The organism is Mesorhizobium sp. M6A.T.Ce.TU.016.01.1.1 (assembly GCF_003997065.1).
Lineage (GTDB): Bacteria > Pseudomonadota > Alphaproteobacteria > Rhizobiales > Rhizobiaceae > Mesorhizobium > Mesorhizobium mediterraneum.
In genome coordinates this window covers 293,279-316,680 of sequence record NZ_RZTJ01000006.1, presented here as the reverse complement: position 1 = coordinate 316,680, position 23,402 = coordinate 293,279, and the positions used below count along the sequence as shown (strand labels likewise).

18 protein-coding genes and 1 pseudogene are annotated in these 23,402 nt (G+C 64.6%); 14 read left to right on the top strand and 5 right to left on the bottom strand.

What is annotated here, in order from left to right:
• Positions 1 to 716, bottom strand: a 716-nt coding sequence (locus EOC94_RS15200; protein ID WP_148128429.1) for a TadE/TadG family type IV pilus assembly protein, incomplete at its 3' end; no start/stop codon positions are given.
• A gap of 442 nt (positions 717 to 1,158) precedes the next feature.
• Here EOC94_RS15200 and lepA point away from each other — a divergent pair.
• From lepA to EOC94_RS15175, 5 genes are all read left to right on the top strand, one after another.
• On the top strand, positions 1,159 to 2,964 hold the full coding sequence (lepA, locus tag EOC94_RS15195; RefSeq protein WP_127291461.1) for a translation elongation factor 4: 1,806 nt from the start codon (positions 1,159 to 1,161) through the stop codon (positions 2,962 to 2,964).
• A gap of 113 nt (positions 2,965 to 3,077) precedes the next feature.
• Positions 3,078 to 3,449: a hypothetical protein gene (locus EOC94_RS15190; protein ID WP_127206078.1), complete on the top strand. Its 372-nt coding sequence runs from the start codon at positions 3,078 to 3,080 to the stop codon at positions 3,447 to 3,449.
• Positions 3,450 to 3,537: 88 nt separating this feature from the next.
• Complete coding sequence (locus EOC94_RS15185; RefSeq protein WP_127291458.1) at positions 3,538 to 4,164, top strand: CDGSH iron-sulfur domain-containing protein; 627 nt, start codon at positions 3,538 to 3,540, stop codon at positions 4,162 to 4,164.
• A 254-nt stretch (positions 4,165 to 4,418) separates the two neighbouring features.
• On the top strand, positions 4,419 to 6,446 hold the full coding sequence (locus tag EOC94_RS15180; RefSeq protein WP_127291455.1) for a hydantoinase/oxoprolinase family protein: 2,028 nt from the start codon (positions 4,419 to 4,421) through the stop codon (positions 6,444 to 6,446).
• A gap of 265 nt (positions 6,447 to 6,711) precedes the next feature.
• Positions 6,712 to 8,883, top strand: a complete 2,172-nt coding sequence (locus tag EOC94_RS15175) for a malate synthase G (RefSeq protein ID WP_127291452.1) — start codon at positions 6,712 to 6,714, stop codon at positions 8,881 to 8,883.
• A gap of 338 nt (positions 8,884 to 9,221) precedes the next feature.
• On the opposite strand, the gene EOC94_RS15170 is transcribed toward EOC94_RS15175, so the two are convergent.
• From EOC94_RS15170 to EOC94_RS15155, 4 genes are all read right to left on the bottom strand, one after another.
• Positions 9,222 to 10,754 (bottom strand): YifB family Mg chelatase-like AAA ATPase, encoded by a 1,533-nt coding sequence (locus tag EOC94_RS15170; protein ID WP_127291449.1) that lies wholly within the window; start codon positions 10,752 to 10,754, stop codon positions 9,222 to 9,224.
• Between the two features lie 172 nt (positions 10,755 to 10,926).
• Positions 10,927 to 11,868 carry a glutathione synthase gene (gshB, locus tag EOC94_RS15165; RefSeq protein WP_127291446.1) on the bottom strand — a complete coding sequence of 314 codons (942 nt, stop codon included), beginning with the start codon at positions 11,866 to 11,868 and terminating at the stop codon, positions 10,927 to 10,929.
• Between the two features lie 221 nt (positions 11,869 to 12,089).
• Positions 12,090 to 12,464 (bottom strand): GtrA family protein, encoded by a 375-nt coding sequence (locus EOC94_RS15160; protein WP_127291443.1) that lies wholly within the window; start codon positions 12,462 to 12,464, stop codon positions 12,090 to 12,092.
• An 8-nt stretch (positions 12,465 to 12,472) separates the two neighbouring features.
• The gene (locus tag EOC94_RS15155) at positions 12,473 to 13,480 is read right to left on the bottom strand and encodes a glycosyltransferase (protein WP_127291441.1); all 1,008 of its coding nucleotides are present in this window, start codon (positions 13,478 to 13,480) and stop codon (positions 12,473 to 12,475) included.
• Positions 13,481 to 13,611: 131 nt separating this feature from the next.
• On the opposite strand from EOC94_RS15155, the gene EOC94_RS15150 reads away from it, so the two are divergent.
• The 9 genes and pseudogenes from EOC94_RS15150 (at position 13,612) to EOC94_RS15110 (ending at position 23,399) form a co-directional block, all read left to right on the top strand.
• Positions 13,612 to 15,405: a GtrA family protein gene (locus EOC94_RS15150; protein ID WP_127291438.1), complete on the top strand. Its 1,794-nt coding sequence runs from the start codon at positions 13,612 to 13,614 to the stop codon at positions 15,403 to 15,405.
• Positions 15,406 to 15,500: 95 nt separating this feature from the next.
• A pseudogene (locus tag EOC94_RS15145) lies at positions 15,501 to 16,849 on the top strand (EAL domain-containing protein).
• 184 nt (positions 16,850 to 17,033) lie between these two features.
• The gene (locus EOC94_RS15140; protein ID WP_095484670.1) at positions 17,034 to 17,801 is read left to right on the top strand and encodes an SDR family oxidoreductase; all 768 of its coding nucleotides are present in this window, start codon (positions 17,034 to 17,036) and stop codon (positions 17,799 to 17,801) included.
• A complete protein-coding gene (locus EOC94_RS15135) occupies positions 17,798 to 18,757 on the top strand; it encodes a 2-dehydro-3-deoxygalactonokinase (RefSeq protein ID WP_127291435.1) in 960 nt (319 codons plus the stop codon). The genes EOC94_RS15140 and EOC94_RS15135 overlap by 4 nt, the downstream gene beginning before the upstream one ends.
• Complete coding sequence (locus EOC94_RS15130) at positions 18,754 to 19,395, top strand: 2-dehydro-3-deoxy-6-phosphogalactonate aldolase (protein ID WP_127291433.1); 642 nt, start codon at positions 18,754 to 18,756, stop codon at positions 19,393 to 19,395. The genes EOC94_RS15135 and EOC94_RS15130 overlap by 4 nt, the downstream gene beginning before the upstream one ends.
• A complete protein-coding gene (locus tag EOC94_RS15125; RefSeq protein ID WP_127291430.1) occupies positions 19,392 to 20,273 on the top strand; it encodes an SMP-30/gluconolactonase/LRE family protein in 882 nt (293 codons plus the stop codon). Before EOC94_RS15130 ends, EOC94_RS15125 begins: the two co-directional genes overlap by 4 nt.
• A 179-nt stretch (positions 20,274 to 20,452) precedes the next feature.
• Positions 20,453 to 21,523: a D-alanine:D-lactate ligase-like protein gene (locus EOC94_RS15120; protein ID WP_127291427.1), complete on the top strand. Its 1,071-nt coding sequence runs from the start codon at positions 20,453 to 20,455 to the stop codon at positions 21,521 to 21,523.
• Between the two features lie 137 nt (positions 21,524 to 21,660).
• On the top strand, positions 21,661 to 22,299 hold the full coding sequence (locus EOC94_RS15115) for an XRE family transcriptional regulator (protein WP_245465572.1): 639 nt from the start codon (positions 21,661 to 21,663) through the stop codon (positions 22,297 to 22,299).
• Between the two features lie 29 nt (positions 22,300 to 22,328).
• Positions 22,329 to 23,399 (top strand): extracellular solute-binding protein, encoded by a 1,071-nt coding sequence (locus EOC94_RS15110; protein ID WP_126104158.1) that lies wholly within the window; start codon positions 22,329 to 22,331, stop codon positions 23,397 to 23,399.
• Positions 23,400 to 23,402: the final 3 nt, after the last annotated feature.

Genomic DNA, 23,402 nt, shown 5'->3' with positions numbered 1-23,402 from the left:
GTGTTGACGCAGGTGGTCGCATATTTGGTGTTGCCGCTCGTCTGGGTGATCGTGGTGGTGGGCAAGCCGTAGAAGCTGGTCACCGTGGTGGTCGTGCATACTTGTTTCTGGGCCAGCGTCTCTGTCGATCCGTTGATCTTATACACATTGGCCGTTCCATAGCCTTTCGGATCGCCATACCTGTTGTGTACGTAGGAGATCTTCATCAGCTTGTTGGCCAGCGTCTCACCGAACTTGGTGCCGTACAGCGTCATCGTCTTGTCCCAATAGCCCGAGATCTTGTTGACCTTGAACGTGGCCTCCACCAGCGCCGGTCTCTTTACTACCGCCGAGGCAACCCCGATCTGCACCGTTGGGACGTGGGCGATCTGCATGAAATTGGTCGGCATGGCGAAGCCGGCCGAAGCGTTGATGGTGGCAGTGCCGTCGGCGGCGACGACGAAGCCGTCGAGTTTGGCAGTGCCTTGCCCGCTATTGGCGGCAAATGACTCCTGCAGCTTAATCTGACGGTCCGCCAACGACGTGTCCGTCGGCAGCGTCGTAATCGACAGGGTCGCGGCATCGAGCGCGTTCTGCATCGATGCCTTGGTCGAAACGGCCGAGTTGTAGTCGAGCGAAAAGCCAAGGGTGGCAATCATCGGGATAAGCGCGATGGCGAGTATCGGCGCAAGGGAGCCGCTCTCGGAGTTGAGAAAATGACGTCCTGCTTGCAGCATGTCTTGGTTCCCCCAAACGGTGACGGGGTGTGCCCTATCACGCAGGGCGCGAACTATGCTCTAACGGGATGGATCAAAGTTTAACGAGGTTGCTCCCGGGGGGTAGGTGCCGTCGGCGAAGCTGCCGATCTCCCCCCTTGCGGGGGAGATGCCCGGCAGGGCAGAGGGGGGTGCTGTCCCTCCGGCCTGTCAACCAATTATAGTCGCGCCCTCAGGCTGATCTTGGTTGGGAATGGCTGAAGTCAAAAGTTGGCGATCCTTCCAACCCCCCTCTGTCCTGCCGGACATCTCCCCCGCAAGGGGGGGAGATCAGATGTCGCTTCGGCTTTCGCCAAACACAAACTCTGGAGGGCAGGGCGATGAGGGCAGCGCAAACCACAAGCGATTGCCCACCGCCCGGCCGCTTGCCCGGGCAAGCTGCCCCTGCTAAAGCCGCCCCATCATGACAACGCCGATCAAGAACATCCGCAATTTCTCCATCGTCGCCCATATCGACCATGGCAAATCCACGCTTGCCGACCGGCTGATCCAGTCCACCGGCGGGCTGGAGCTGCGCGACATGAAGGAGCAGGTGCTGGACTCGATGGATATCGAGCGCGAGCGCGGCATCACCATCAAGGCGCAGACCGTCAGGCTGAAATACCGCGCCAACAATGGCGAGGACTATATCCTCAACCTGATCGACACGCCCGGCCATGTCGACTTCGCCTACGAAGTGTCGCGGTCGCTGGCCGCCTGCGAGGGCTCGCTGCTGGTCGTCGATGCCTCGCAAGGCGTCGAGGCGCAGACGCTGGCCAATGTCTACCAGGCGATCGACAACAACCACGAGATCGTCGTGGTGCTGAACAAGGTCGACCTGCCGGCCGCCGAGCCCGAGCGCATCCGCGAGCAGGTCGAGGAGGTGATCGGCATCGATGCCTCCAACGCCGTGCTGATCTCGGCCAAGACGGGGCTCGGCATTCCCGACGTGCTGGAGGCTATCGTCAACGAATTGCCGCCGCCGCGCGAGGGCGACATCGCGGCACCGCTGAAGGCAATGCTGGTCGACAGCTGGTACGACGCCTATCTCGGCGTCATCGTGCTGGTCCGCGTCATCGACGGCGTGCTGAAGAAGGGCCAGACCATCCGCATGATGGGCACCGGCGCCAAGTACCTGGTCGAGCGCACCGGCGTCTTCACCCCTGCCCGCATCAATGTCGACGAGCTCGGCCCCGGCGAGTTCGGCTTCTTCACCGGCTCGATCAAGGAAGTCGCCGACACCCGCGTCGGCGATACCATCACCGAGGACAAGCGCCAGACGGCGAAGGCCCTGCCCGGCTTCAAGCCGGCGCAGCCGGTGGTGTTCTGCGGCCTGTTTCCGGTCGACGCCGCCGATTTCGAGGATCTGCGCGCCGCGGTCGGCAAACTGCGCCTCAACGACGCTTCCTTCTCCTTTGAAATGGAAACCAGTGCGGCGCTCGGCTTCGGCTATCGCTGCGGCTTCCTTGGCCTGCTGCATCTCGAGATCATCCAGGAGCGGCTGGAGCGCGAGTTCAACCTCGACCTCATCGCCACCGCGCCTTCGGTCGTCTACCGGCTGCTGCTGAACGACGGCACGACGAAGGAACTGCACAACCCGGCCGACATGCCCGACGTGGTCAAAATCCAGGCCATCGAGGAGCCGTGGATCCGCGCCACCATCCTCACCCCGGACGAGTATCTCGGCGGCATCCTAAAGCTGTGCCAGGACCGGCGCGGCATCCAGGCCGATCTGTCCTATGTCGGCAAGCGCGCCATGCTTACTTACGACCTGCCGCTCAACGAGGTCGTCTTCGACTTCTACGACCGGCTGAAGTCGATCTCCAAGGGCTACGCCTCCTTCGACTATCACCTGACCGACTATCGCGAGGGCGACCTGGTGAAGATGTCGATCCTGGTCAACGAGGAGCCTGTCGACGCGCTGTCGATGCTGGTCCACCGCACGGCAGCGGAAAAGCGCGGCCGGCTGATGTGCGAGAAGCTCAAGGAGCTGATCCCGAACCATCTGTTCAAGATCCCGATCCAGGCCGCCATCGGCGGCAAGGTCATCGCCCGCGAGACGATCTCGGCGCTGCGCAAGGACGTCACGGCCAAATGCTACGGCGGCGACGTCTCGCGCAAGCGCAAGCTGCTCGACAAGCAGAAAGAGGGCAAGAAGCGGATGCGCCAGTTCGGCAAGGTGGATATCCCGCAGGAGGCGTTTATTCAGGCGCTGAAGATGGGCGATTGAGCCTCACGCATTTCGCCAAGCGAAGATTACCACCCCCTTCCTCCTCTCCACGCGCCATGCCATGCTCCCCTCGCGGCCGAGCAGGCCGTTTCATTCCGGGGGGAATCATCATGTTGTCTTACGCTTTCGCGCGGCGCATAGCCGTTGCGCTCTGTCTTGCCGTTCTGTTCGCGCCTGCCGCGCATGCCGGCGACGTCACCTTCGCCATCAAGAACAGCCATCCCAACGCCATGCGCGTCGAGCTCTACAGCCAGGACCGTGATTATATCTGGCCGGGCAACGATCAGGACTATTATCTCAACGACGGCGAGACCAAGTCGATCCCGCTGTCCTGCAATGACGGCGAATCGATCTGCTACGGCGCCTGGGTCGACGGCGACGAGGGCACCTATTGGGGCGTCGGCCCCGGCAACACCGAAAAATGCGACGATTGCTGCTACACCTGCAGCGGCGGCGAGACCGAGGAAATCGATCTGGTGCCGTGACAGCCGATCTCCCCCACGAGGGGGGAGATCGCTACTTGACGCCCTTCGCGGCGGCCCTAGCCTATCTGCAACCCAGGAGACCCCACCCATGGCAGGCACGGTCGAAGGCGAAAAGATCGATGTCGGCTTTTCGGGAAAACGCTGCATCCATTCGCGCAATTGCGTGCTTGGCGATCCGCATGTCTTCGTGCCCAACGCGAAGGGCCACTGGATACATCCCGAGGCGGCCAGCGTCGAGAAGATCGTGGCGATCGCCGAAAGCTGCCCATCGGGCGCCATCACCTACATCAGGAAGGATGGCGGGCCGCAGGAACAGCCGCCGGTGGTCAACACCGTGCGCATCCGGGAAAACGGCCCGCTGGCGCTGCATGCCGAGATCGTGCTGGGCGACGAGACGTTTTTCCGCGCCACGCTCTGCCGCTGCGGCGCCTCGGAAAACAAGCCATTTTGCGACGGCAGCCACAACAAATCAGGCTTTGCCGCCACCGGCGAGCCGGCGCTGAAGGACACGCCGGCGCTGGACGCGCGGAATGGCCCGCTGACGGTGACGCCGACGACCAACGGCCCGCTCAAGCTCGAAGGCAATCTCGAGATCGTCACCGGCACCGGCCACACGGTCGACCGCACCACACGCACCTTCCTCTGCCGCTGCGGCCATTCGGCCAACAAGCCGTTCTGCGACGGCAGCCACAAGCGCGTGGGGTTTGTGGGGTAGTTGACGCTGGAATCTCCCCCCTTGAGGGGGAGATGGCCGGCAGGCCAGAGGGGGTCGTGTCGCGTGGAGCGCCGACTTCTTCTTTCGCCCTATAAGAGCTTGGCACTTCACGCGAAGCGCCCCCCTCTGTCGCCTTCGGCGACATCTCCCCCTCAAGGGGGGAGATTAGGCGCTTGGCCCAGCGCTCGCGGCTTTATCCGCCGTTCCGTATCGGCTAAGGGGCGGAGACGAAAATCCCCGGACCTGCCAAAAATATGACCGCCAAGACCAAATCCTCCCCCCTGTTCCTCGGCATCGACACCGGCGGCACCTATACCGACGCCGTGCTGTGGTCGGAGGCCGGCGGCCCAAGCGGAAAAGTGCTGGCCAAGGCCAAGGCGCTGACCACGCGCCACGACCTCGCGGTCGGCATATCGAGCGCGGTCGATGCGGTGCTGCAAAAATCCGGCACCGACCCGGCCGCGATCAAACTGGTGTCGATGTCGACGACGCTTGCCACCAATGCGCTCGTCGAGGGCCAGGGCGGGCGCGTGGCGCTGGTGATGATCGGCTTTTCCGAAGGCGATCTTGCCCGCGACGGGCTGAAGGCCGCACTCGGCACCGACCCTGTCGTGTTCTGCCCCGGTGGCCATGATGTCCACGGCAATGCGGCAAAACTCGACCTGTCCGGGCTGGAGGCGGCGCTGCCGGAACTCGGCGCCTCGGTGTCCGGCTTTGCCGTCTGCGCCTATTTCGCCACCCGCAACCCGGCGCATGAACTCGCCGCTCGCGATCTGATCCGCGAAAAGACCGGCCTGCCGGTCACCGCCAGCCACGAGCTTTCGGCCAAGCTCGGCGGTCCGCGCCGGGCGCTGACGACGCTGCTCAACGCCCGGCTGATCTCGATGATCGACCGGCTGGTGGCCGCGACTGAAGGTTTTCTTGTCGCGCGCAAGATCGCCGCACCGCTGATGGTGGTGCGCGGCGATGGCGCCCTGGTCTCGGCGGCCTTCGCCCGCCAGCGACCGATCGAGACGATTCTTTCAGGTCCGGCCGCCAGCCTGGTTGGCGCCCGCCACATGACCGGCCTCGACAATGCAGTCGTCTCCGACATCGGCGGCACCACCACCGATGTCGCTGTGCTCGACGGGGGCCGCCCCAGGCTCGATCCGGAAGGCGCCACCGTCGGCGGCTTCCGCACCATGGTCGAGGCCGTCGCCATGCGCACTTTTGGGCTCGGCGGCGATTCCGAAGTGGCGCTGGAGGATGGCGCGCTCAACCCAAGAATCCTGCTCGGGCCGCGCCGCCTGGTGCCGCTGGCGCTGGCCGGCATGATGCATGGCGAAGCGGTCACATCAGAGCTCGAACGTCAGCTGCGGGCACAGAACCCCGGCCGCATGGATGGCCGCCTGGCGATCAGGACCGGCGTGCCGGAGCGGCTGGCTGCCGGCCTGACCGGTGCCGAAGCCAAGCTTTACGAGCTGATCGGCGCTGTGCCGCTCGCCGTCGACAGGCTTTTGACCTCAAACGCGCAGAACGCCACCTTGAACCGGCTGGTGTCGCGCGGGCTGGTGCATGTCGCCGGCTTCACGCCGTCGGATGCCGCCCATGTGCTGGGCAAGCAGGCGAATTGGGATGCGGCAACGGCCCGGCTCGGCGCCGAGCTGTTCGCCCGCAAGCGCGACGGCCGCGGGCAATCAATAGCCGCCTCGCCGGAGGCGATTTCGGAACGGGTGCTGACCACACTGACTCGCCTGTCAGCGGAAGTCATTCTCGAAACCGCCTTTGCCGAGGACGGGCTCGATGGCGCGGCGACCGTCGCCCATGCGCTGGTCCAGCGCGCCGTCGATTCCCATCCCGGCATCGCCCGTCTCAGCGTCGCGCTCGACCGTCCGGTCATCGGCCTCGGCGCTTCGGCGCCGCTGCACTATGCCGGGCTGCCACCGCTGGTCGGCAATGGCTGCGTGGTGCCGGAGGATACCGACGTCGCCAACGCGCTCGGCGCCGTCGTCGGCCAGGTCAGGGTCTCGGCGGAAGCGCGCGTCAGCCAGCCCAAGGAAGGCCTGTTTCGCGTCGCCTCAGGCGAAACCGTGCGCGATTTCAATGACGAGGCGGCGGCGATCGCGGCGGCGGAAACCGACGTCCGCGCCATTGCCGCCGGGCGGGCCAGGGACGCCGGCACCGACAGCGCCGAGATCGAGGTCGCCACCGAATTCCGCGTCTCGACCGTCGAAGCGCAGCGCATGTTCATCGAGGCGCATGTAGTGGCGGTGGCGTCGGGAAGGCCAAGGATTGCGGTGTAAGCGCGTAATCTCCCCCCTCGAGGGGGAGATGTCGCCGAAGGCGACAGAGGGGGTCGCCGCGCGTGCAGCGCTACTTCCTTCTGTCGCAGGAGGCCGAGCCCGGTCGGACCGACCCCCTCTGGCCTGCCGGCCATCTCCCCCTCAAGGGGGGAGATTGGCAGCTTCGCCGCCCCCAAAATCCACCCCTTCACCCTAAGCTGAATTGACCGTGCTACCCTGACATGCCAAAGGCCCGGCCAAAGCCTTTCATCTTGGAGAAGCCCTGATGACCGATCGCGTCGAAATCGCCGGATTGCGGATTGCCCGCGAGCTTTATGATTTCGTCGTGAACGAGGCGCTGCGGGGCACCGGCATTGCCGCCAACGCCTTCTGGACCGGCTTCTCGGCCATCGTGCACGATCTTTCGCCGAAGAACCGGGCGCTGCTGGAAAAGCGCGATGCCCTGCAGGATCAGATCGACCGCTGGTATCGCGACAATGGCGCGCCCAGCGACATGGAAGCCTACAAGGCGTTCCTCAAGGAGATCGGCTATCTCGTGCCGGAGGGGCCGGCCTTCTCCGTCGCGACGGAAAATGTCGACCCGGAAATCTCGGTGGTTGCCGGGCCGCAGCTGGTGGTGCCGGTGATGAACGCGCGCTATGCGCTGAACGCCGCCAACGCGCGCTGGGGCTCGCTCTATGACGCGCTCTACGGCACCGACGCTATCCCCGAGACCGACGGCGCCGATAGGGGCGGGAAGTTCAATCCCGTGCGCGGCGCCAAGGTCATTGCCTGGGCGAAGGGTTTTCTCGACGAGTCGGTGCCGGCCACCTCGGGAAAATGGGCTGGGGTGAACGGGCTTTCGGTTGCCCACGGCATGTTGCGGCTGGGCGAGGGCGCCGGCGCCACCACGCTTGCCGACCCAAAACAGTTTGCCGGCTATCGCGGCGATGCCGACAATCCCGAAGCCGTCCTGCTCACCGGGAATGGCCTGCATATCGAGATCGTCATCGACCGCAGCAATCAGATCGGCAAGACCGATCCGGCCGGCATTGCCGACGTCGTGCTGGAATCGGCGCTGACCACCATCCAGGACTGCGAGGATTCGGTCGCGGCAGTCGATGCGCAGGACAAGGTCGTGGTCTACCGCAACTGGCTCGGCCTGATGAAGGGCGACCTTGCCGAGGAGATCACCAAGGGCGGCAAGACGTTTACGCGAAAACTCAATCCCGACCGCTCTTACACCGCGCCCGATGGCGGCGCGCTGACGCTGCCCGGCCGCTCGCTGATGCTGATCCGCAACGTCGGCCACCTCATGACCAATCCGGCGATCACAGACCGCGACGGCAACGAGGTGCCGGAAGGCATCATGGATGCGACGATGACGGCGCTGATCGCGCTGCATGATGTCGGGCCGAACGGACGCCGGCAAAACTCCCGCGCCGGCTCGATGTATGTCGTAAAGCCCAAGATGCACGGGCCGGAGGAAGTCGCCTTCGCCGTAGAGATCTTCGACCGCGTCGAGGCGCTGCTGGCGATGCCGGCGAATACCATCAAGATGGGCATCATGGACGAGGAGCGGCGCACTACCGTCAACCTCAAGGAGGCGATCCGCGCCGCCAAAGACCGCGTCGTCTTCATCAACACTGGCTTTCTCGACCGCACCGGCGACGAGATCCACACCTCGATGGAAGCCGGTCCGATGATCCGCAAGGGCGACATGAAGCAGGCTGCCTGGATTGCCGCCTACGAAGCCTGGAATGTCGATACCGGGCTGGAATGCGGGCTGGCCGGCCGCGCCCAGATCGGCAAGGGCATGTGGGCGATGCCCGATCTGATGGCGGCGATGCTGGCGGAGAAGATCGCTCACCCCAAGGCCGGCGCCAACACCGCCTGGGTGCCTTCGCCGACGGCGGCGACGCTGCACGCCACTCACTATCACAAGGTCGATGTTCATGCCGTCCAAGTGGCGCTGAAGAGCCGGCCCAAGGCAAAGCTCGACGACATATTGTCGGTGCCGGTCGCGGTGCGGCCGAACTGGTCTCAGGCAGACATCCAGAAGGAGCTCGACAACAACGCCCAAGGCATTCTGGGCTATGTTGTGCGCTGGATCGACCAGGGCGTCGGCTGCTCGAAAGTGCCTGACATCAACGATGTCGGCTTGATGGAGGACCGCGCCACGCTGCGCATTTCCTCGCAGCATATCGCCAGCTGGCTGCATCATGGCGTCTGCACCTCGGATCAGGTGATGGAGACGATGAAGCGCATGGCAGCGATCGTCGACCGCCAGAACGAAGGCGACCCGCTCTACCAGCCGATGGCGCCGGACTTCGACAAGTCCATCGCCTTCCTCGCCGCCTGCGACCTCGTCTTCAAGGGCCGGGTCCAGCCCAACGGCTACACCGAGCCGGTGCTGCACGCGCGGCGATTGGAGCTGAAGGCGAAAGAGCAGGCCTGAGCGAAGCGTCCCTCCCCCTTGAGGGGAGGGTGGCCCAAAGGGCCGGGTGGGTCCTGCGTGAAGTGCGCCGACGGCTACGCCCTCTCCTTCAGCAGTCGGTGGGCAGCCTTACTTCCAAAGAAAATGCCCGTTCCAACGCACGCAGAACGAACCCACCAGGCGTCATAGCCGGTTAACCAAATGAGCAATAAGACGAGAAGGCTGACAGCACCGGCGACAAGTGCACCCACGGCGAGAGCCACCGCTGGGGATCGAGTTGGTCTGTCTAGTGGCATATTTCTTATCCAGGTCGCGTCGAGCATCCCATCTCCCGGGCCGGTTCTCGGCCTCTCCTTGTATCACGCCGCCTGCGCCATTCGCTCCGAGCTCATGCGGTAGGAAATCGCCTCGGCCAGATGAATGCGCCCGACCGTCTCGCTGGCCTCGAGATCGGCCAGCGTCCGCGCCACTTTCAAAACGCGGTGGTAGGCCCGCGCGGAAAAGCCGAGTTTCTCGCTGGCATCCCTGAGCAGCGCCAGGCCTGATGCATCCGGCATCGCGATCTCCTCGATGACGGAGGGCGAGCAATGCGCGTTGGTGGTGGCGGAGGTCGCGCCGTGCCGCTCGAAACGCTCGCGCTGGATCGTGCGGGCGCGGGCCACGCGCAGCGCCACCGCAGCACTTTTCTCCGCCCGGTCCGGCCGGATCAGATCGCTGGCCGAGACCGCCGGCACCTCGATCCTGAGGTCGATGCGGTCGAGCAGCGGGCCGGAAATGCGCGCCTGGTAATCGGTGCGGCAACGGTCGCCGCGCAGGCAGCGATAGCCCGGCTCGCCGGCCATGCCGCAGCGGCACGGGTTCATCGCCGCGACCAGTTGGATGCGCGCCGGATAGGTGACGCGATGATTGGCGCGGGCGATCATGCAGTCGCCGGTCTCCAGCGGCTGGCGCAGCGCATCGAGCGCCTGCGGCGAGAATTCGGGAAACTCGTCGAGGAACAGCACGCCGTGATGGGCAAGCGACGCCTCGCCCGGCCGCACGCGCAGGCCACCGCCGACCATCGCCGCCATCGAAGCCGAATGGTGCGGCGCGCGGAATGGCCGCCGGTCGGTCAGTTTTCCCTCACCGAGTTCGCCGGCCACCGACGCGATCATCGAGACTTCGAGCAACTCCCTCGGCGCCAGCGGCGGCAGGATCGACGGCAGCCGCTGCGCCAGCATCGATTTTCCCGACCCCGGCGGTCCGATCATCAGCAGGTTGTGGCCGCCGGCCGCCGCCACTTCCAGTGCCCGCTTGGCGGTCTCCTGGCCCTTGATGTCGGCCAGATCAGGCAGGTCGCGCGCCGAGACATGGATGCCGGCTTCCGGCCGCGACAGAACCTGCGTGCCGCGAAAATGATTGGCGATGGCGATCAGGCTGCGCGGCGCCAGAATGTCGAAATCCTTGCCGGCCCAGGCCGCTTCCGGTCCGCAGGCGAAAGGGCAGATCAGGCCTTTGCCCTCGGCATTGGCGCCGATCGCCGCCGGCAGCGCGCCGGCCACCGCGGCGATAGTGCCGTCGAGCGACAGCTCGCCAAGCACGACATAGCCGGCCAGCATGTCGCCCGGAATGGCGCCAAGCGCCGCCATCAGGCCGAGCGCGATCGGCAGGTCGTAATGGCTGCCTTCCTTGGGCAGGTCGGCCGGCGCCAGATTGACGGTAACCTTCTTCGACGGCATCGACAGGCCGGACGCATGCAGCGCCGCCTGCACCCGCTCGCGGCTTTCGGCCACCGCCTTGTCGGCGAGGCCGACGATGTGCATGTTGACCTTGCCCGGCGCGATCATCACCTGCACGTCGACCGGCACGGCCTCGATGCCCTGGAAAGCGACCGTGCGGACCCGCGCAACCATTTTTTCACCCCGGATGCAGGCTTGCCCAAGCCTCTGCGATCATGCCGCGAACGGCTTCACCAGAGACAACCACAGATTTACGGCCAAGGCAAGAACATTAGGGGAACAGACAAATACCATTGCTGCCAGGAAGTTGCGTCAGAGTTGCGGGCTCGAAATGCGCCTGGGAAGGCTACTTGCGCTTGCCCTCGACCGCATCCCAGAACAGGCTCGCAATATCGGCGCCGCCGAAGCGTTTTACCTCGCGCACGCCGGTCGGCGACGTCACGTTGATCTCGGTCATGTAGTCGCCGATCACGTCGATGCCGACGAGGATAAAACCGCGCTCCTTCAGCGACGGGCCGATGCGGGCGCAGATCTCGCGCTCGCGCGCCGTCAGTTCGGTTTTTTCGGCGCGGCCGCCGACATGCATGTTGGAGCGTGAATCATGCTCGGCCGGCACCCGGTTGATGGCGCCGACCGGCTCGCCGTCGATCAGGATGATACGCTTGTCGCCCTTGCGCACGTCCTTCAGATAACGCTGCACGATGTAGGGCTCGCGGAACATCTGGCCGAACATCTCGAGCAGCGAGGCGAGATTGCGGTCGGCCTCGTGCAGATGGAAGATGCCGGCACCGCCATTGCCGTAGAGCGGCTTGACGATGATGTCGCCGAACTCCTTGCGGAAGGCGGCGACCTCTAGCGGATCCTTGGTGATCAGCGTTTCCGGCATCAGGTCGGGAAACTCGGTGACGAAGATCTTTTCCGGGCTGTTGCGCACCCAGGCCGGGTCGTTGACCACCAGCGTCTTAGGATGGATACGCTCGAGTATGTGCGTCGTGGTGATGTAGTTCATGTCGAAGGGCGGATCCTGCCTGAGCAGGACGACGTCCATCTCCGACAGGTCGGTGTGCACTTCTTCGCCGAGCGAATAGTGATCGCCCTTCTCATCGCGGACCTGCATTGCCTCGATGCGGGCAAACACCTTGCCGCCGCGCAGCGACAGCCGGTCGGGCGTATAGTGGAACAGCTGGTGACCGCGGCGCTGCGCTTCCAGCGACAGCGCAAACGAGGTGTCGCCGGCAATCGAGACGGTGGAGATGTGGTCCATCTGGACGGCGATTTTCAATTTCATGGCGGCTCTCCGGCGCACTTGGAGCGACGTGCGTCCATTTGGACGCACAAAGTACGCTCCAACACTTCGAATCTATCCATCGTGCTTTCCGAAAATCGATTCCGCTTTTCGGGCCGAGGCATCGACTACAGCGATATATGGAACTCGGCGCCTTCTGCCAATCGGCCCAAGACCTATATCGACCAAGACTATATGGGGCCGCGCTTCGCTTGGCGCACCCTTCACCGATCGAAGACCAGCCTGGAATAACCGAGGAAGGAGAGCGCCATCGCGACCAGCGAGGCGATGGCAAGTGCCGTCAGCGGCGGCATTGCCGGCAGCGCCATCAGGATGGCGCAATAGGCGAGGTAATTGACGATGCTGGTGGCGATGCCGACGCCGCCATAGCGTGCGCCCTCTTGCGCGATGCCGCGGCTCGACGGCGAGAAGGTCAGGTGGCGGTTGATGGCCCAGGTGACGGACAGCGCAAAGCCGATCGAGACGACACGTGCGACGAAGGGTCCAAGCTGCGTGAAGGCCAGCAGAAGCCACAGCGCCGCCGCGTCGGCGACGAAACCGACGCCGCCGGCAAAGATGAAGCGGACGAGGCGCTTCACAACAGAGCCTAGGCCGCCCGTGGGGTCTTGCCCGCTCCGGTCTTCAAGGTCGAGGGCGCGCCTGTGCGTTCGCGTTCGACCCGTCCGGAGGGCATCGACAGATAGAAGATGCGCTTCTGCTCGGCCCGGCCGCGTGATACCGAATCGAGGATCAGCCCGGTCACCGCCGCCAACATCGACAGAAGCAGCAGGCCGACCGACAGCACCCAGGTCGGCATGCGTGGGACAAGGCCGGTTTCGACGAACTCGATCAGCACCGGCATCATCAGGAACAGGCTCGATGCCAGGAAGAGCACCGCGAAGGCGCCGAAAAAGCGCAGCGGCTGCGTCTCCTTCATCAGCATGGCGAACATCCACAGGATCTTCGCGCCGTCGCGATAGGTCGACAGTTTCGACGAGGAGCCCTCCGGCCGGCGGCCATAGTCGAGCCCGATCTCGCTGACCGGCAATTTGAGCTGCGAGGCGTGGACCGACATTTCGGTCTCGATCTCGAAGCCGCCGGAGACGGCGGGAAACCTCTTGACGAAGCGCCTGGTGAAGGCGCGGTAGCCGGAGAAGATGTCGGTGAACTCGCTGCCGAACAGCCATTTGTAGAGGCGATTGAAGACGCTGTTGCCGAAGGCATGGCCAGTCCTACCGGCATCGTCGGTGACGCCTCGCCTTGTCCCGACCACCATGTCGGAGCGCTCGGTGAGCAGCGTGTTGATCAGTTGCGGCGCGTCCTCCGGCGCATAGGTGCCGTCGCCGTCGGCCATCAGATAGATGTCGGCTTCGATGTCGGCGAACATGCGGCGCACCACATTGCCCTTGCCCTGGCGCGGCTCGCGGATGACGGTAGCGCCGGCCGCGCGGGCTCGGAGCGCCGTCAGATCGCGCGAATTGTTGTCATAGACATAGATCGCGGCCGTAGGCAGGGTTTCGCGAAAACGCCGCACCACGTCCGCGATCGTCAGCTCCTCGTTGTAGCAAGGCAGAAGCACGGCGATGGCGGGTTCGTAGCGAACTTCTTGCGGCATTTTCGTCTCCGGATGCCTTGGCCCGGGTCCTTGGCCGTGCTGAATGCCGGCCTGCTCGGGCGCCTTTACTATTTATTGAAGCCGTTAAGGCTAGGTTTAAGTTGCCCCATATTCCTTCCAAAGGTCATAGAATGAGCATAGCCAAGCATGGCGCCTCCATTTGGAGGTCCGAAATCGTGCTGGCGCTGCTTGCCACGCTGGTGGCGTCCGCCGTCAATGCCTGGGCCGGATTCCCCCAATTGACCAACGCCCACGGCGACAACGACAATTTGCTGCGTTTGGTCGAGGTTCGCGACTTTCTGGCCGGCCAGGGCTGGTTCGATCTGCACCAGTACAGGATGGGGCTCGAAGGCGGCTTCGTCATGCACTGGTCGCGGCTGGTCGATGCGCCGATCGCCGCCATCATTCTTGCAGCGACGGCCCTGACCGGCAGCATGGCTCTGGCCGAGAACGTCGCGCAAGTGCTGTGGCCGGCGCTGCTCTTCTGCCTCGCGGTGTTTTTCATCACCCGCGCGGCGCGCAATTTCGCCGGTGAGGCCGCCGTGCTGCCCGCTGTCGTCGTCGGCGCGGCGGCGTTGCACTTCATAGGCATCTTCTCGCCGGGCGCGCTCGATCATCACAATGTTCAGCTCACGCTGACCATAGCCAGCCTCAGCCTGCTGCTTGAAGCCACCATGCGCGGGCCGGCAGCGCTGTTCTCCGGCGTGTGCGCCGCGCTGATGCTGGCTGTCGGCATGGAAACCGCCCCCTATGTCGCCACCATCGGCGCCTGCGTCGCGCTCCTGTTCGCTTTTGACGCAGATGGCGAAAGACGGATCGCCAGGGACTTCGGCGTCGGTTTTGCCGGCGCTTCCGCTCTCGTCTTTGTCACCACTGTTCCCGTCTCCGCCTGGAGCCAGGCGCAATGCGACGCCTTCTCGACCGTGCAGTTCGTCGTCGCCGTGTTGGCCGGAACCGGCCTTGCGGCGATAGCCTCGATCGAGGCCGTCGGCCGCACGCGCCGGCTGGTGTCGCTTGGCATCCTTGCGCTCGCGCTGGGCACGGTCGTCATGGTGCTGTTCCCGCAATGCCTGGCGGCTCCCTACGCGAACCTCAATCCGCGCCTCAAGGAGCTGTGGCTCGATCACGTCGACGAAGCCCAGTCGCTGTTCAGCCTTGTCGCCCAAGACCCGGCCAGAGTGGCGGCGCGCTATGTCACGCCGGCCGTCGCGCTCGTCCTGATGGCGCTTCGCCTTGGTCGTGGCGGTTGGCGGCGGCAGGACAGTCTTGTCGGCGCGCTGCTTGTCGTGGCGTTCGTCGTCAGTGCCTGGCAGGTGCGCGGCTCGACATTCTCGGTCGCGCTGGCGGTCATCCCGCTTTCCGCCTGGATCGCCAGTTGGCGTCAGCGGGCCGAGACAAGCGGCTCGAGCAGCGTGGCGCTGCGCATGGCCGCGGTCTGGCTCGTCTCGGTGAATGCCGTGTGGACGGGCGCCGCGGCAGCGGCCGCGGTGGCGTTCGAAGCCGATAAGACGGCGACCAATGACAGCGGTGCCGACATGGCCTGCCAGCGCCAGGCCTCCTTTGCAGCGCTTGGCGGTGTGCCGGACACCACCGTGCTGGCGATTTCCAATCTCGGGTCGCCGATCCTCGCCTATTCCGGTCATCGCGTCTTCGCCGGGCCCTATCACCGCAACATCGCCGGAGATCTGCTTGCGCTCGACACCTTCCTGGGGTCATCCACCGCTGCCAGGGCGGTCGTGGCAACGCATCACGTCGGCCTCGTCGCGGTTTGTCGTGGCAATGCGGAAAGCGAGCTTCTCACCGCCACGGCGCCTCAGGGCTTTCTTGCCGGGCTGATGCGCGGCAGCGTGCCGGAATGGCTCGAGCCGGTCACACCAATCAGCCGAGGTTCCCTCGAACTGTACCGCGTTCGGCTCGGCCGCTGAAACGGTTCTTCACCTGTGAAAGAAATCGGTTTGGGATACGGTTCCTAAAGGGTTTGCTGCCAGCCTCGAAATATTCCGACCTAACAGGGTTACCGATGCAAACGACGTTTGGCACCGGGCAAGCAACCGGGGAAAGCACGGATCTGGCCTTTACCGATCCGTTGACCGGGCTTGGCAATCATCGCCGCTTCTTCGACAAGGTCGACCGCCTGATCAGCGACCGCGCCGACGATCCGGCGCCGTTCACCGTCGGCATCCTCGACCTCGATGGTTTCAAGCCGATCAACGACTTGTTCGGACACAAGGCCGGCGACGAGATCCTGATCCAGGTGGCGATGCGGCTGCGCGCTTCTATGGACAGCCATTCCACCGTCTGCCGCATCGGCGCCGACGAATATGCCTTCCTCTATCCGATGGTGTTCAGCGAGGAGGCGGCGGCCGAAAAGTCGCGAACGCTGATCGAGATCCTGTCGGCACCCCATGATGTCGGCGAACGCACTGCCAGGCTTTCGGCCTCGGTTGGCTGCTCGATGTTCTATTCGGGCGACGAGACCACCGAAATTCTGGTCAGCAAGGCCGAGACGGCGCTGTACCATGCCAAGCGTTCGGGTCGCGGACGGGTGGTCGTCTATAGCAGAGAGATGGAGGAAGCAGCCAAGCGCGTCACCCGCATCGAGCAGGCGCTGCGCCGGGCCGTCTCGGCCGGCGAGGTCGAGCCGCATTTCCAGCCCATCGTCGATCTTAGGACCCGCCGCATCATCGGCTTCGAGACGCTGGCGCGCTGGACAGATGGTGATCTCGGCTCGGTCCCGGCGACGGTCTTCATCCCGATCGCCGAGGAGCGGGGCATCATCGGCCGCTGTCGCAGCTTGTGCTGCGCAAGGCCGCCGAGGCGGCCAGGAGCTGGCCCAAGGATCTGTTCCTGTCCTTCAACTTGTCGCCGTCGCAGCTCGTCGACCAGAACACCGGGCTGCACATATTGGCGATCCTCGACCGCACCGGCTTCGACCCGCGCCGGCTGGAGATCGAGATCACCGAAACCGGCCTGATGAACGATCCGGCCTCGGCCGAAAAGATCGTCGAGAATCTGCGCCGCGTCGGCATCCGCGTCGCGCTCGATGATTTCGGCACCGGCCAGTCCTCGCTCGGGCGTCTGCGCGAATTTCATTTCGACAAGCTCAAGATCGACCGGGCCTTCGTCTCCTCCATTCTCGACGACCGCCCGTCCGAACACATCATCCGGGCGATCCTGGCCATGTGCGAGGGGCTCGGCATGGACGTGGTCACCGAAGGCATCGAGCAGGAAGCGCAGGCCGAGCGCCTTGTCCAGTTCGGCTGCGCCGGTGGGCAAGGGTTTCTGTTCGGCAGGCCGGTCGATGCCGACGCCACGCTCGGCTATCTCAGGGATAGCTTCCGCGGCGCCTTGCGCGTCAAGGCAATCTGACGACCGGCCACGCTGCCACTGCGGCGCAGCCTTCTTTTTGTCAGACATAAGCCGTAAGAATCCGTTTTTCGCCCTTGCTCCCTGGACCGGGCTGGCTAGGATGCGCGCCGGCCAGACCACAGCCCCGTGCGTCGTTTGGGACGCGCCAAGGACGCTGCCGCACTTTGACTTTGTGGAGAAAACAATGATGCCATCGGCGCGCTTTGCCGACCTTGAAGGCGCTTCGGTGCTGATCACCGGCGGCGGCTCCGGCATCGGCGCGGCGTTGACGGAGGGTTTTGCACGCCAGGGGGCGAAGGTCGCCTTCATCGACATCGCTGACGGCCCGAGCCTGGCGCTGGCCGACCGCATCGAGAAGGATCTCGGCCGGCGACCCCTCTATCTCAACACAGACATACGCGACATCGAGGCGCTGCGGGCTTCTGCCGCCAAGGCGGCCGAAGCGCATGGCGACGTCACCGTGCTGGTCAACAATGCAGCACTTGACGAACGCCACGCGGTGGAAGACGTCACGGTGGAATTCTGGGACAACAATCAGGCGATCAATCTGCGTCCGCATTTCTTCTCCGCCCAAGCGGTGGCGCCGGGCATGAAGCGGGCCGGCGGCGGCTCGATCATCAACTTCACGTCGACGTCGTTTCTCATCAACCACCCCGACATGCCGGCCTATACCGCGGCCAAGGCCGGCATCGTCGGCCTGACCAAGGGCCTTGCCGGCAAGCTCGGCGCCGACGGCATTCGCGTCAATGCGATCGCACCCGGCTGGGTGATCACGGAGCGGCAGAAGGAGCTCTGGGTCACCGAACAGGCGCTCGCCGCCCATGTCGCCAAGCAATGCATCAAGCAGGTGATGCAGCCGGATGACATCGTCGGCACGGTGCTGTTCCTGGCGTCGGACGCTTCGCGGATGCTGACCGCCCAGATGCTGATCGTCGACGGGGGCTTCCTGTGAACCCAGGATCCCCGAGCAAAGCACCCTCTGTCGCCGCCGTGGATTGGGGCACCACCCGTCTCAGGGTCTGGCTGGTCGATGAGGCCGGAAAAATCCTTGCCGAGCGCCGCGGCGACGACGGGCTGATCACTGCGCAAGCCACCGGCTTTTCGACCATCCTCGAAGGACATCTGGCGGCGATGGGCGCGCCGGAAGCGATGCCCGTCATCATCTGCGGCATGGCCGGCTCGCGCCAGGGCTGGCTCGAGGCGCCCTATGTCACCGTGCCGGCGCCGATCGGCGCCATTTTGGCCGGTGCGGCGCGCATTCCGGGCCAGCGCCGCGACATCCGCATCGTGCCGGGCCTTGCCCAGCGCCAGGCCGACGCGCCCGACGTCATGCGCGGCGAGGAAACGCAGCTTGCCGGCGCTGGTTTGCCGACAAAGGGTCGCCATCTCGTCTGCATGCCCGGCACCCATTCGAAATGGGTGCTGGTCGAGGACGGCGCCGTTACCGGTTTCGGCACGTGGCCGACCGGCGAGTTGTTTTCGGTGCTGGCGGCGCATTCGATCCTGCGCCATTCGCTGGGCGAGCAGCCCAAGCCGGTCGCATCAGGCAATGCGTTCTTTCGGCGCTGGTGCGAGCAAGCGCTGGCCGACGGCGGCGATGTCACGTCGAGACTGTTCTCGATCCGCGCGGCGGGCCTGCTGCAGGACCTGAAACCCGACGATGCCGCTGCTTGCCTGTCCGGCCTGCTGATCGGCGGCGAGATCGCTTCTGCCAGCCACCGCTATGGGAGAGGCGCTGCGTCGGTCGTGCTGATTGCTTCCGGCGCGCTCGGCGCGCTCTACACTGAGGCGCTCGGCCTTGCCGGACTTGCGGTTCGGACTGTCGACGCTGACGAGGCAGTGCGTGCCGGCTTGATCGAGGCCGCGCGCGAAAATGGCATGATTGCCGGAAGCGGAGTTGCAGCATGACCGAGACCGCACCGTTTCCGAAGCTCAGACGCGGCGTTGTCGCCATCCTGCGCGGCCTCAAGCCAGGCGAGGCGGTGGCCGTCAGCCGGGCGATCTTCGAGGCCGGCATCGAAGCGATCGAAGTGCCACTCAATTCGCCGGACCCGTTTGCCTCGATCGCCAGCATCGTCGAGGCGCTTCCATCGACAGCTCTGGTCGGAGCTGGGACTGTGCTGACAGCTGCACATGTTGACGGATTGCACAAAGCCGGCGGGCGGCTGCTGGTCAGCCCCAATATCGATGCCGAGGTCATGGACCGCGCGATGGATTACGGCATGGTGACGATGCCCGGCGTGTTCACGCCGACCGAAGCCTTCCAAGCGATCCGGCTCGGCGCCTCGGCGCTGAAATTCTTCCCGGCCAGCGTGCTTGGGGCGGCCGGCATCGCCGCGATGCGCGCGGTTTTGCCGGCAGAGACGCTGGTCGGCGCGGTCGGCGGTGTCTCGGAGAAGGACTTTGCCGGCTACAAGACCGCCGGCGTCAGCGTCTTCGGCTTGGGATCCAGCCTGTTCAAACCTGGCATGAGCGTCGAAGAGGTGGCCGTGCGGGCCCGTGCTGCCACAGTAGCCTGGGATGCGGCGTTTGGAGCAGCAGGATGAGTGAAGCCAAAGTTTCGGTTTTTTCCGACCATGTATGCCAGCTCGGTGAGGGACCGAGCTATGATCCAGCCACCGACACGCTTTACTGGTTCGACATCGTCAATGGCCAGCTTCTGGAAAAACGCCTTTCCGGCGGCGCGGTCAAAATCCACGAGCTTGGCCAGATGGCCAGCGCGATAGCCATCATCGACGACAGCAGGCAGTTGATCGCCACCGAAACCGGCCTGCACGTCCGCGACGTGGCGACCGGCAAGATGACGCTGCACACGGCGATCGAGGCCGACAACCCGGTGACGCGCTCGAACGATTCGCGCGTCCACCCCTGCGGCGCCTTCTGGGTCGGCACCATGGGCAAGGGCGAGGAAAAGGGCGCCGGCTCGATCTACTGGTTCTCTAGGGGGGAGTTGCGCCGGCTTTACTCGGACATCACCGTGTCGAACTCTATCTGTTTTTCCGAAGATGGAACGGTCGCCTATTACACCGATACCAGCACCGGATTGTTGATGCGCGTCGGCTGCGATCCGGCGACCGGCCTGCCGGTCGGCGAGCCGAAGGTCTTCGTCGATCACCGCTCGGCCAAGGGCTATATCGACGGTTCGGTGCTCGATCGCGATGGCATATTGTGGAACGCCTGCTGGGGCGGCGGCGTCATCGAAGCCTACGGGCCTGACGGCAGCCTCGTCCGTTCGATCGCGATGCCGGTGACGCAACCGTCTTGCCCAGCCTTTGTCGGCAGGAACGCGGATCGGCTGGCGGTGACGTCCGCCTGGTCGGGCAAGGACGAGAAACAGCGCCTGCTGGACCCGCAAGCCGGCATGGCGTTTCTGCTCGATATTCCGGTCAACGGCCGCTTCGAGCCGCGCGTGCTGATCGCCTAGGCGATGATCCCGAACCTTCGGTTCGGAAAAGAACATGGTCCCAAACGGGAAGATCGCACCAGCACTGTCGTGCAGGCGTCCGACTGACGTCGGTTTCCGCGAAAGCCTGATACATTCGCCGTGCGATGGTAGGCAATCGCGCTGCCAGGACCCGTTCATCCCCAGGACCCGCTCATCCCATGTCAAGCCGCAAGCCGAAGCTGATCCTTGTCTACGAGCCGGAAAAGGCCTGCTTCGACCGGTTGGTCGTCGAAGGCCATTTGCCGGCGCGTGCCGCCGAAATCGCCTCCTATCTGGCGCAGTCGACTGACATCGCCCCTGAGTTCGATGCACTAGCCGCAGCCTGTCTGACGCGCGGCCTGTCCTTCGCGCCGGTGGCGCTCGACGATGCCGCAAACGTGCTTGCCGGTGAGGGCCCGGACACGACGCTGGTGTGGACGCTGACCGACGGCGTCGCCTATTTCCGCGGTGGCGCGGCACCGGCTCTGGTAAGACTGAACGGCCTGAACGTGCTCGGCGCCGATGATGCGCTGTTTGCGCTCTGCCAGGACAAATTCCGCTCCGGCGCCGTGCTCGGCGCGCTCGGCCTGCCGGTGCCGCGATCCGGCTTGGCCCGCGACGGCCGTTGGCTGGTCGAGCCGCCGGCTTCGCCAGCCGGCTGGTTCGTCAAGCCGAACCGGCTCGGCGCCAAGATCGGCATCTGGCCGGATTCACGCTGTGCCGATCTCGGCCACGCGCTGGAGCTTAGCCGGCGTGTGTTCGCCGCCTATCGCGACGATGTCGTCGTGCAGCCCTACGTCGCCGGGCGCAACGCGCGCGCTAGTTTTCTGGGCTTGAAGCCGAACACTGGCGTCGAGGCGCTCGGCGTCGCCTTTGTCGATTCGGGTAGTGATTTCCAGACCATGGCAGACAGCCTGGCGCTCTACGGCGACACCGGCGAGGCGGCCAGGGCGGCGGGGACATACGCCGAGCCGGTGCTGCTGCAAGTCGCCGACAGCCAGCCGCGCGCCGACGCAAGGATACGCGAGGTCGCGCAAAGGCTGATGACCGGGCTTGGCCTGAAGGACGTGTTTTCCATCGATTTTAGGGTCGAAGCCGACGACACGATCCATCTCATCGAATTCGAGGTCTGCCCCGGCCTGCCCTGCTTCGATTTTCGCGCCTATTGCCGCACGCATTGGGAGATGGGCCTCGCCGATGCGATGGCCGAGACCGCGGCGAACCGTTTTTTTACCTCGCCAACGGGATGAGCAGCGCCCGCGTACGCGGCAGCTGCTGGGATCCAGGATCGTATCTCGACAAATGGCTTGCGTTCCGGCACCTCACTTAATAGGGTGTTAAGTGAAGGAGGCACTCGGTGAAAGTCGACCCTGCGACATCCCCGGACGTGGCGGCGCTGCCGGCGGCGGACGCGGACAAGACGAAGCATGTCGGTGGGCGGATCAAGGCCATTCGCACGGCCCGACGCATTTCGCTTCGCCAACTGGCCGACATGATCGGCACGACGGCGAGCTTCATCAGCCAGCTCGAGCGCAATCTGAGCGGAGCCAGCGCCAGCACCCTGATGCGGATCGCGGCTGCCTTGGACCTCGGCATCAACGACTTGTTCGAGCAGACCGACGGTGGGTTCCACAAGGTGCTCACCAGAGCCGACCGCCCCCTGCTGCCGATCAGCCACGGTTGTCGAAAGACGGTGCTGTCGCGGCGGCCGATCCATGAATTCGAGGTTTATTCGGGGGATTTCGACGTCGGCGGCTCGACCGGCAACGACGCTTACACGCACGGCGGCAAGCACGAGATGTTCGTCGTCCTGAAGGGGACAGTCGAGCTGACGCTGGCGGACGAGCGCTTCACCATGAACGAGGGCGACAGCATCGAGTACGCAACCTCGACGCCGCATCGCACGGTGAACATCGGCAAGACGCCGGCGCAGGTGCTCTGGATCATCGCGCCCCCGACCAGCGGCGCGGCGGAACTCAATCAATACACGCCCGGACAAGGCTCGCAGCCGGGCGGACAGAAGTAATGCGGGTGCACGTAAATGGGAGATAAAACATGAAGACCAAGATCGGAAAGGTGACCGCGCTCGGGCTGCTGATGATCACGACCGCAGCGCTTGCGCAGAGCAAGCCCGTGGCGGGCGAGGTGGCCGAGGGCTCGCTGAAGGACAAGACGCTTACCTTCGTCTCGTATGGAGGCATTTATCAGGATGGTCAGATCGCCGCGCTGAAAGAGTTCGTCGACAAGTCCGGTGTGACGCTGCTCAGCGACGGGCCAACCGAAATCTCGAAACTGCAGGCGCAGGTCGAGTCCGGAAATGTGACCTGGGACGTCGTCGACACCGGCGATTTCCCGCCCTACGTCTATTGCGGCAAGCTGTTCCAGAAGCTGGACTTCTCGAAGATCGATACGTCCAACATTCCACAGGGCCAGATCAGTGATTGCAGTGTGCCGGCCATGAACTATGGCGTGGTGCTGATGTACAACACCGAAAAGTACAAGGATAATCCGCCCAAGAACTGGAAGGATTTCTTCGATATCGAGAAGTTCCCGGGCTCGCGCGCTCTGGAAGGCAGCGGCGATCTGTCCGGCGGCATGATCGAGCAGGCGCTGCTCGCAGCCGGCGGGTCGGTGGAAAACATGACGGTTGCCGACATCGACAAGGCTATCGAGAAGGTGAAGTCGCTCGGTCCGGACACGATCTTCTGGAAAACCGGCGCCGATTCCCAGCAGCTCGCCGAATCCGGTGAAGCCGACATGATCGCCATGTGGACCGGACGTGCCATGACCGCGGTGAAGAACGGCGCGGCGTACACGCCGGCGTGGCAGGACTGGCTGGTTGTGATGGACCAGATGACCATTCCGATGGGCGTCAAGGATCCCGACGCAGCACATGCGCTGATCAACGCCTATGTCGGCAAGAGCGCGCAGGAGACGCTTGCAAAAACCACCTCGTATACCCCGATCCACAAGGACGCGAAGCCCGAAGTGGACGAGGTCACCGCGGCGTTCATGACCAATACGCCGGACAAGCTGAAGCTTGGCTATCAGCAGAACATCAAGTTCTGGGTGGAGAACTTCGAGGTGGCGAACGAAAAGTGGAACGCGTTGATGGCGGGCAACTAGGTC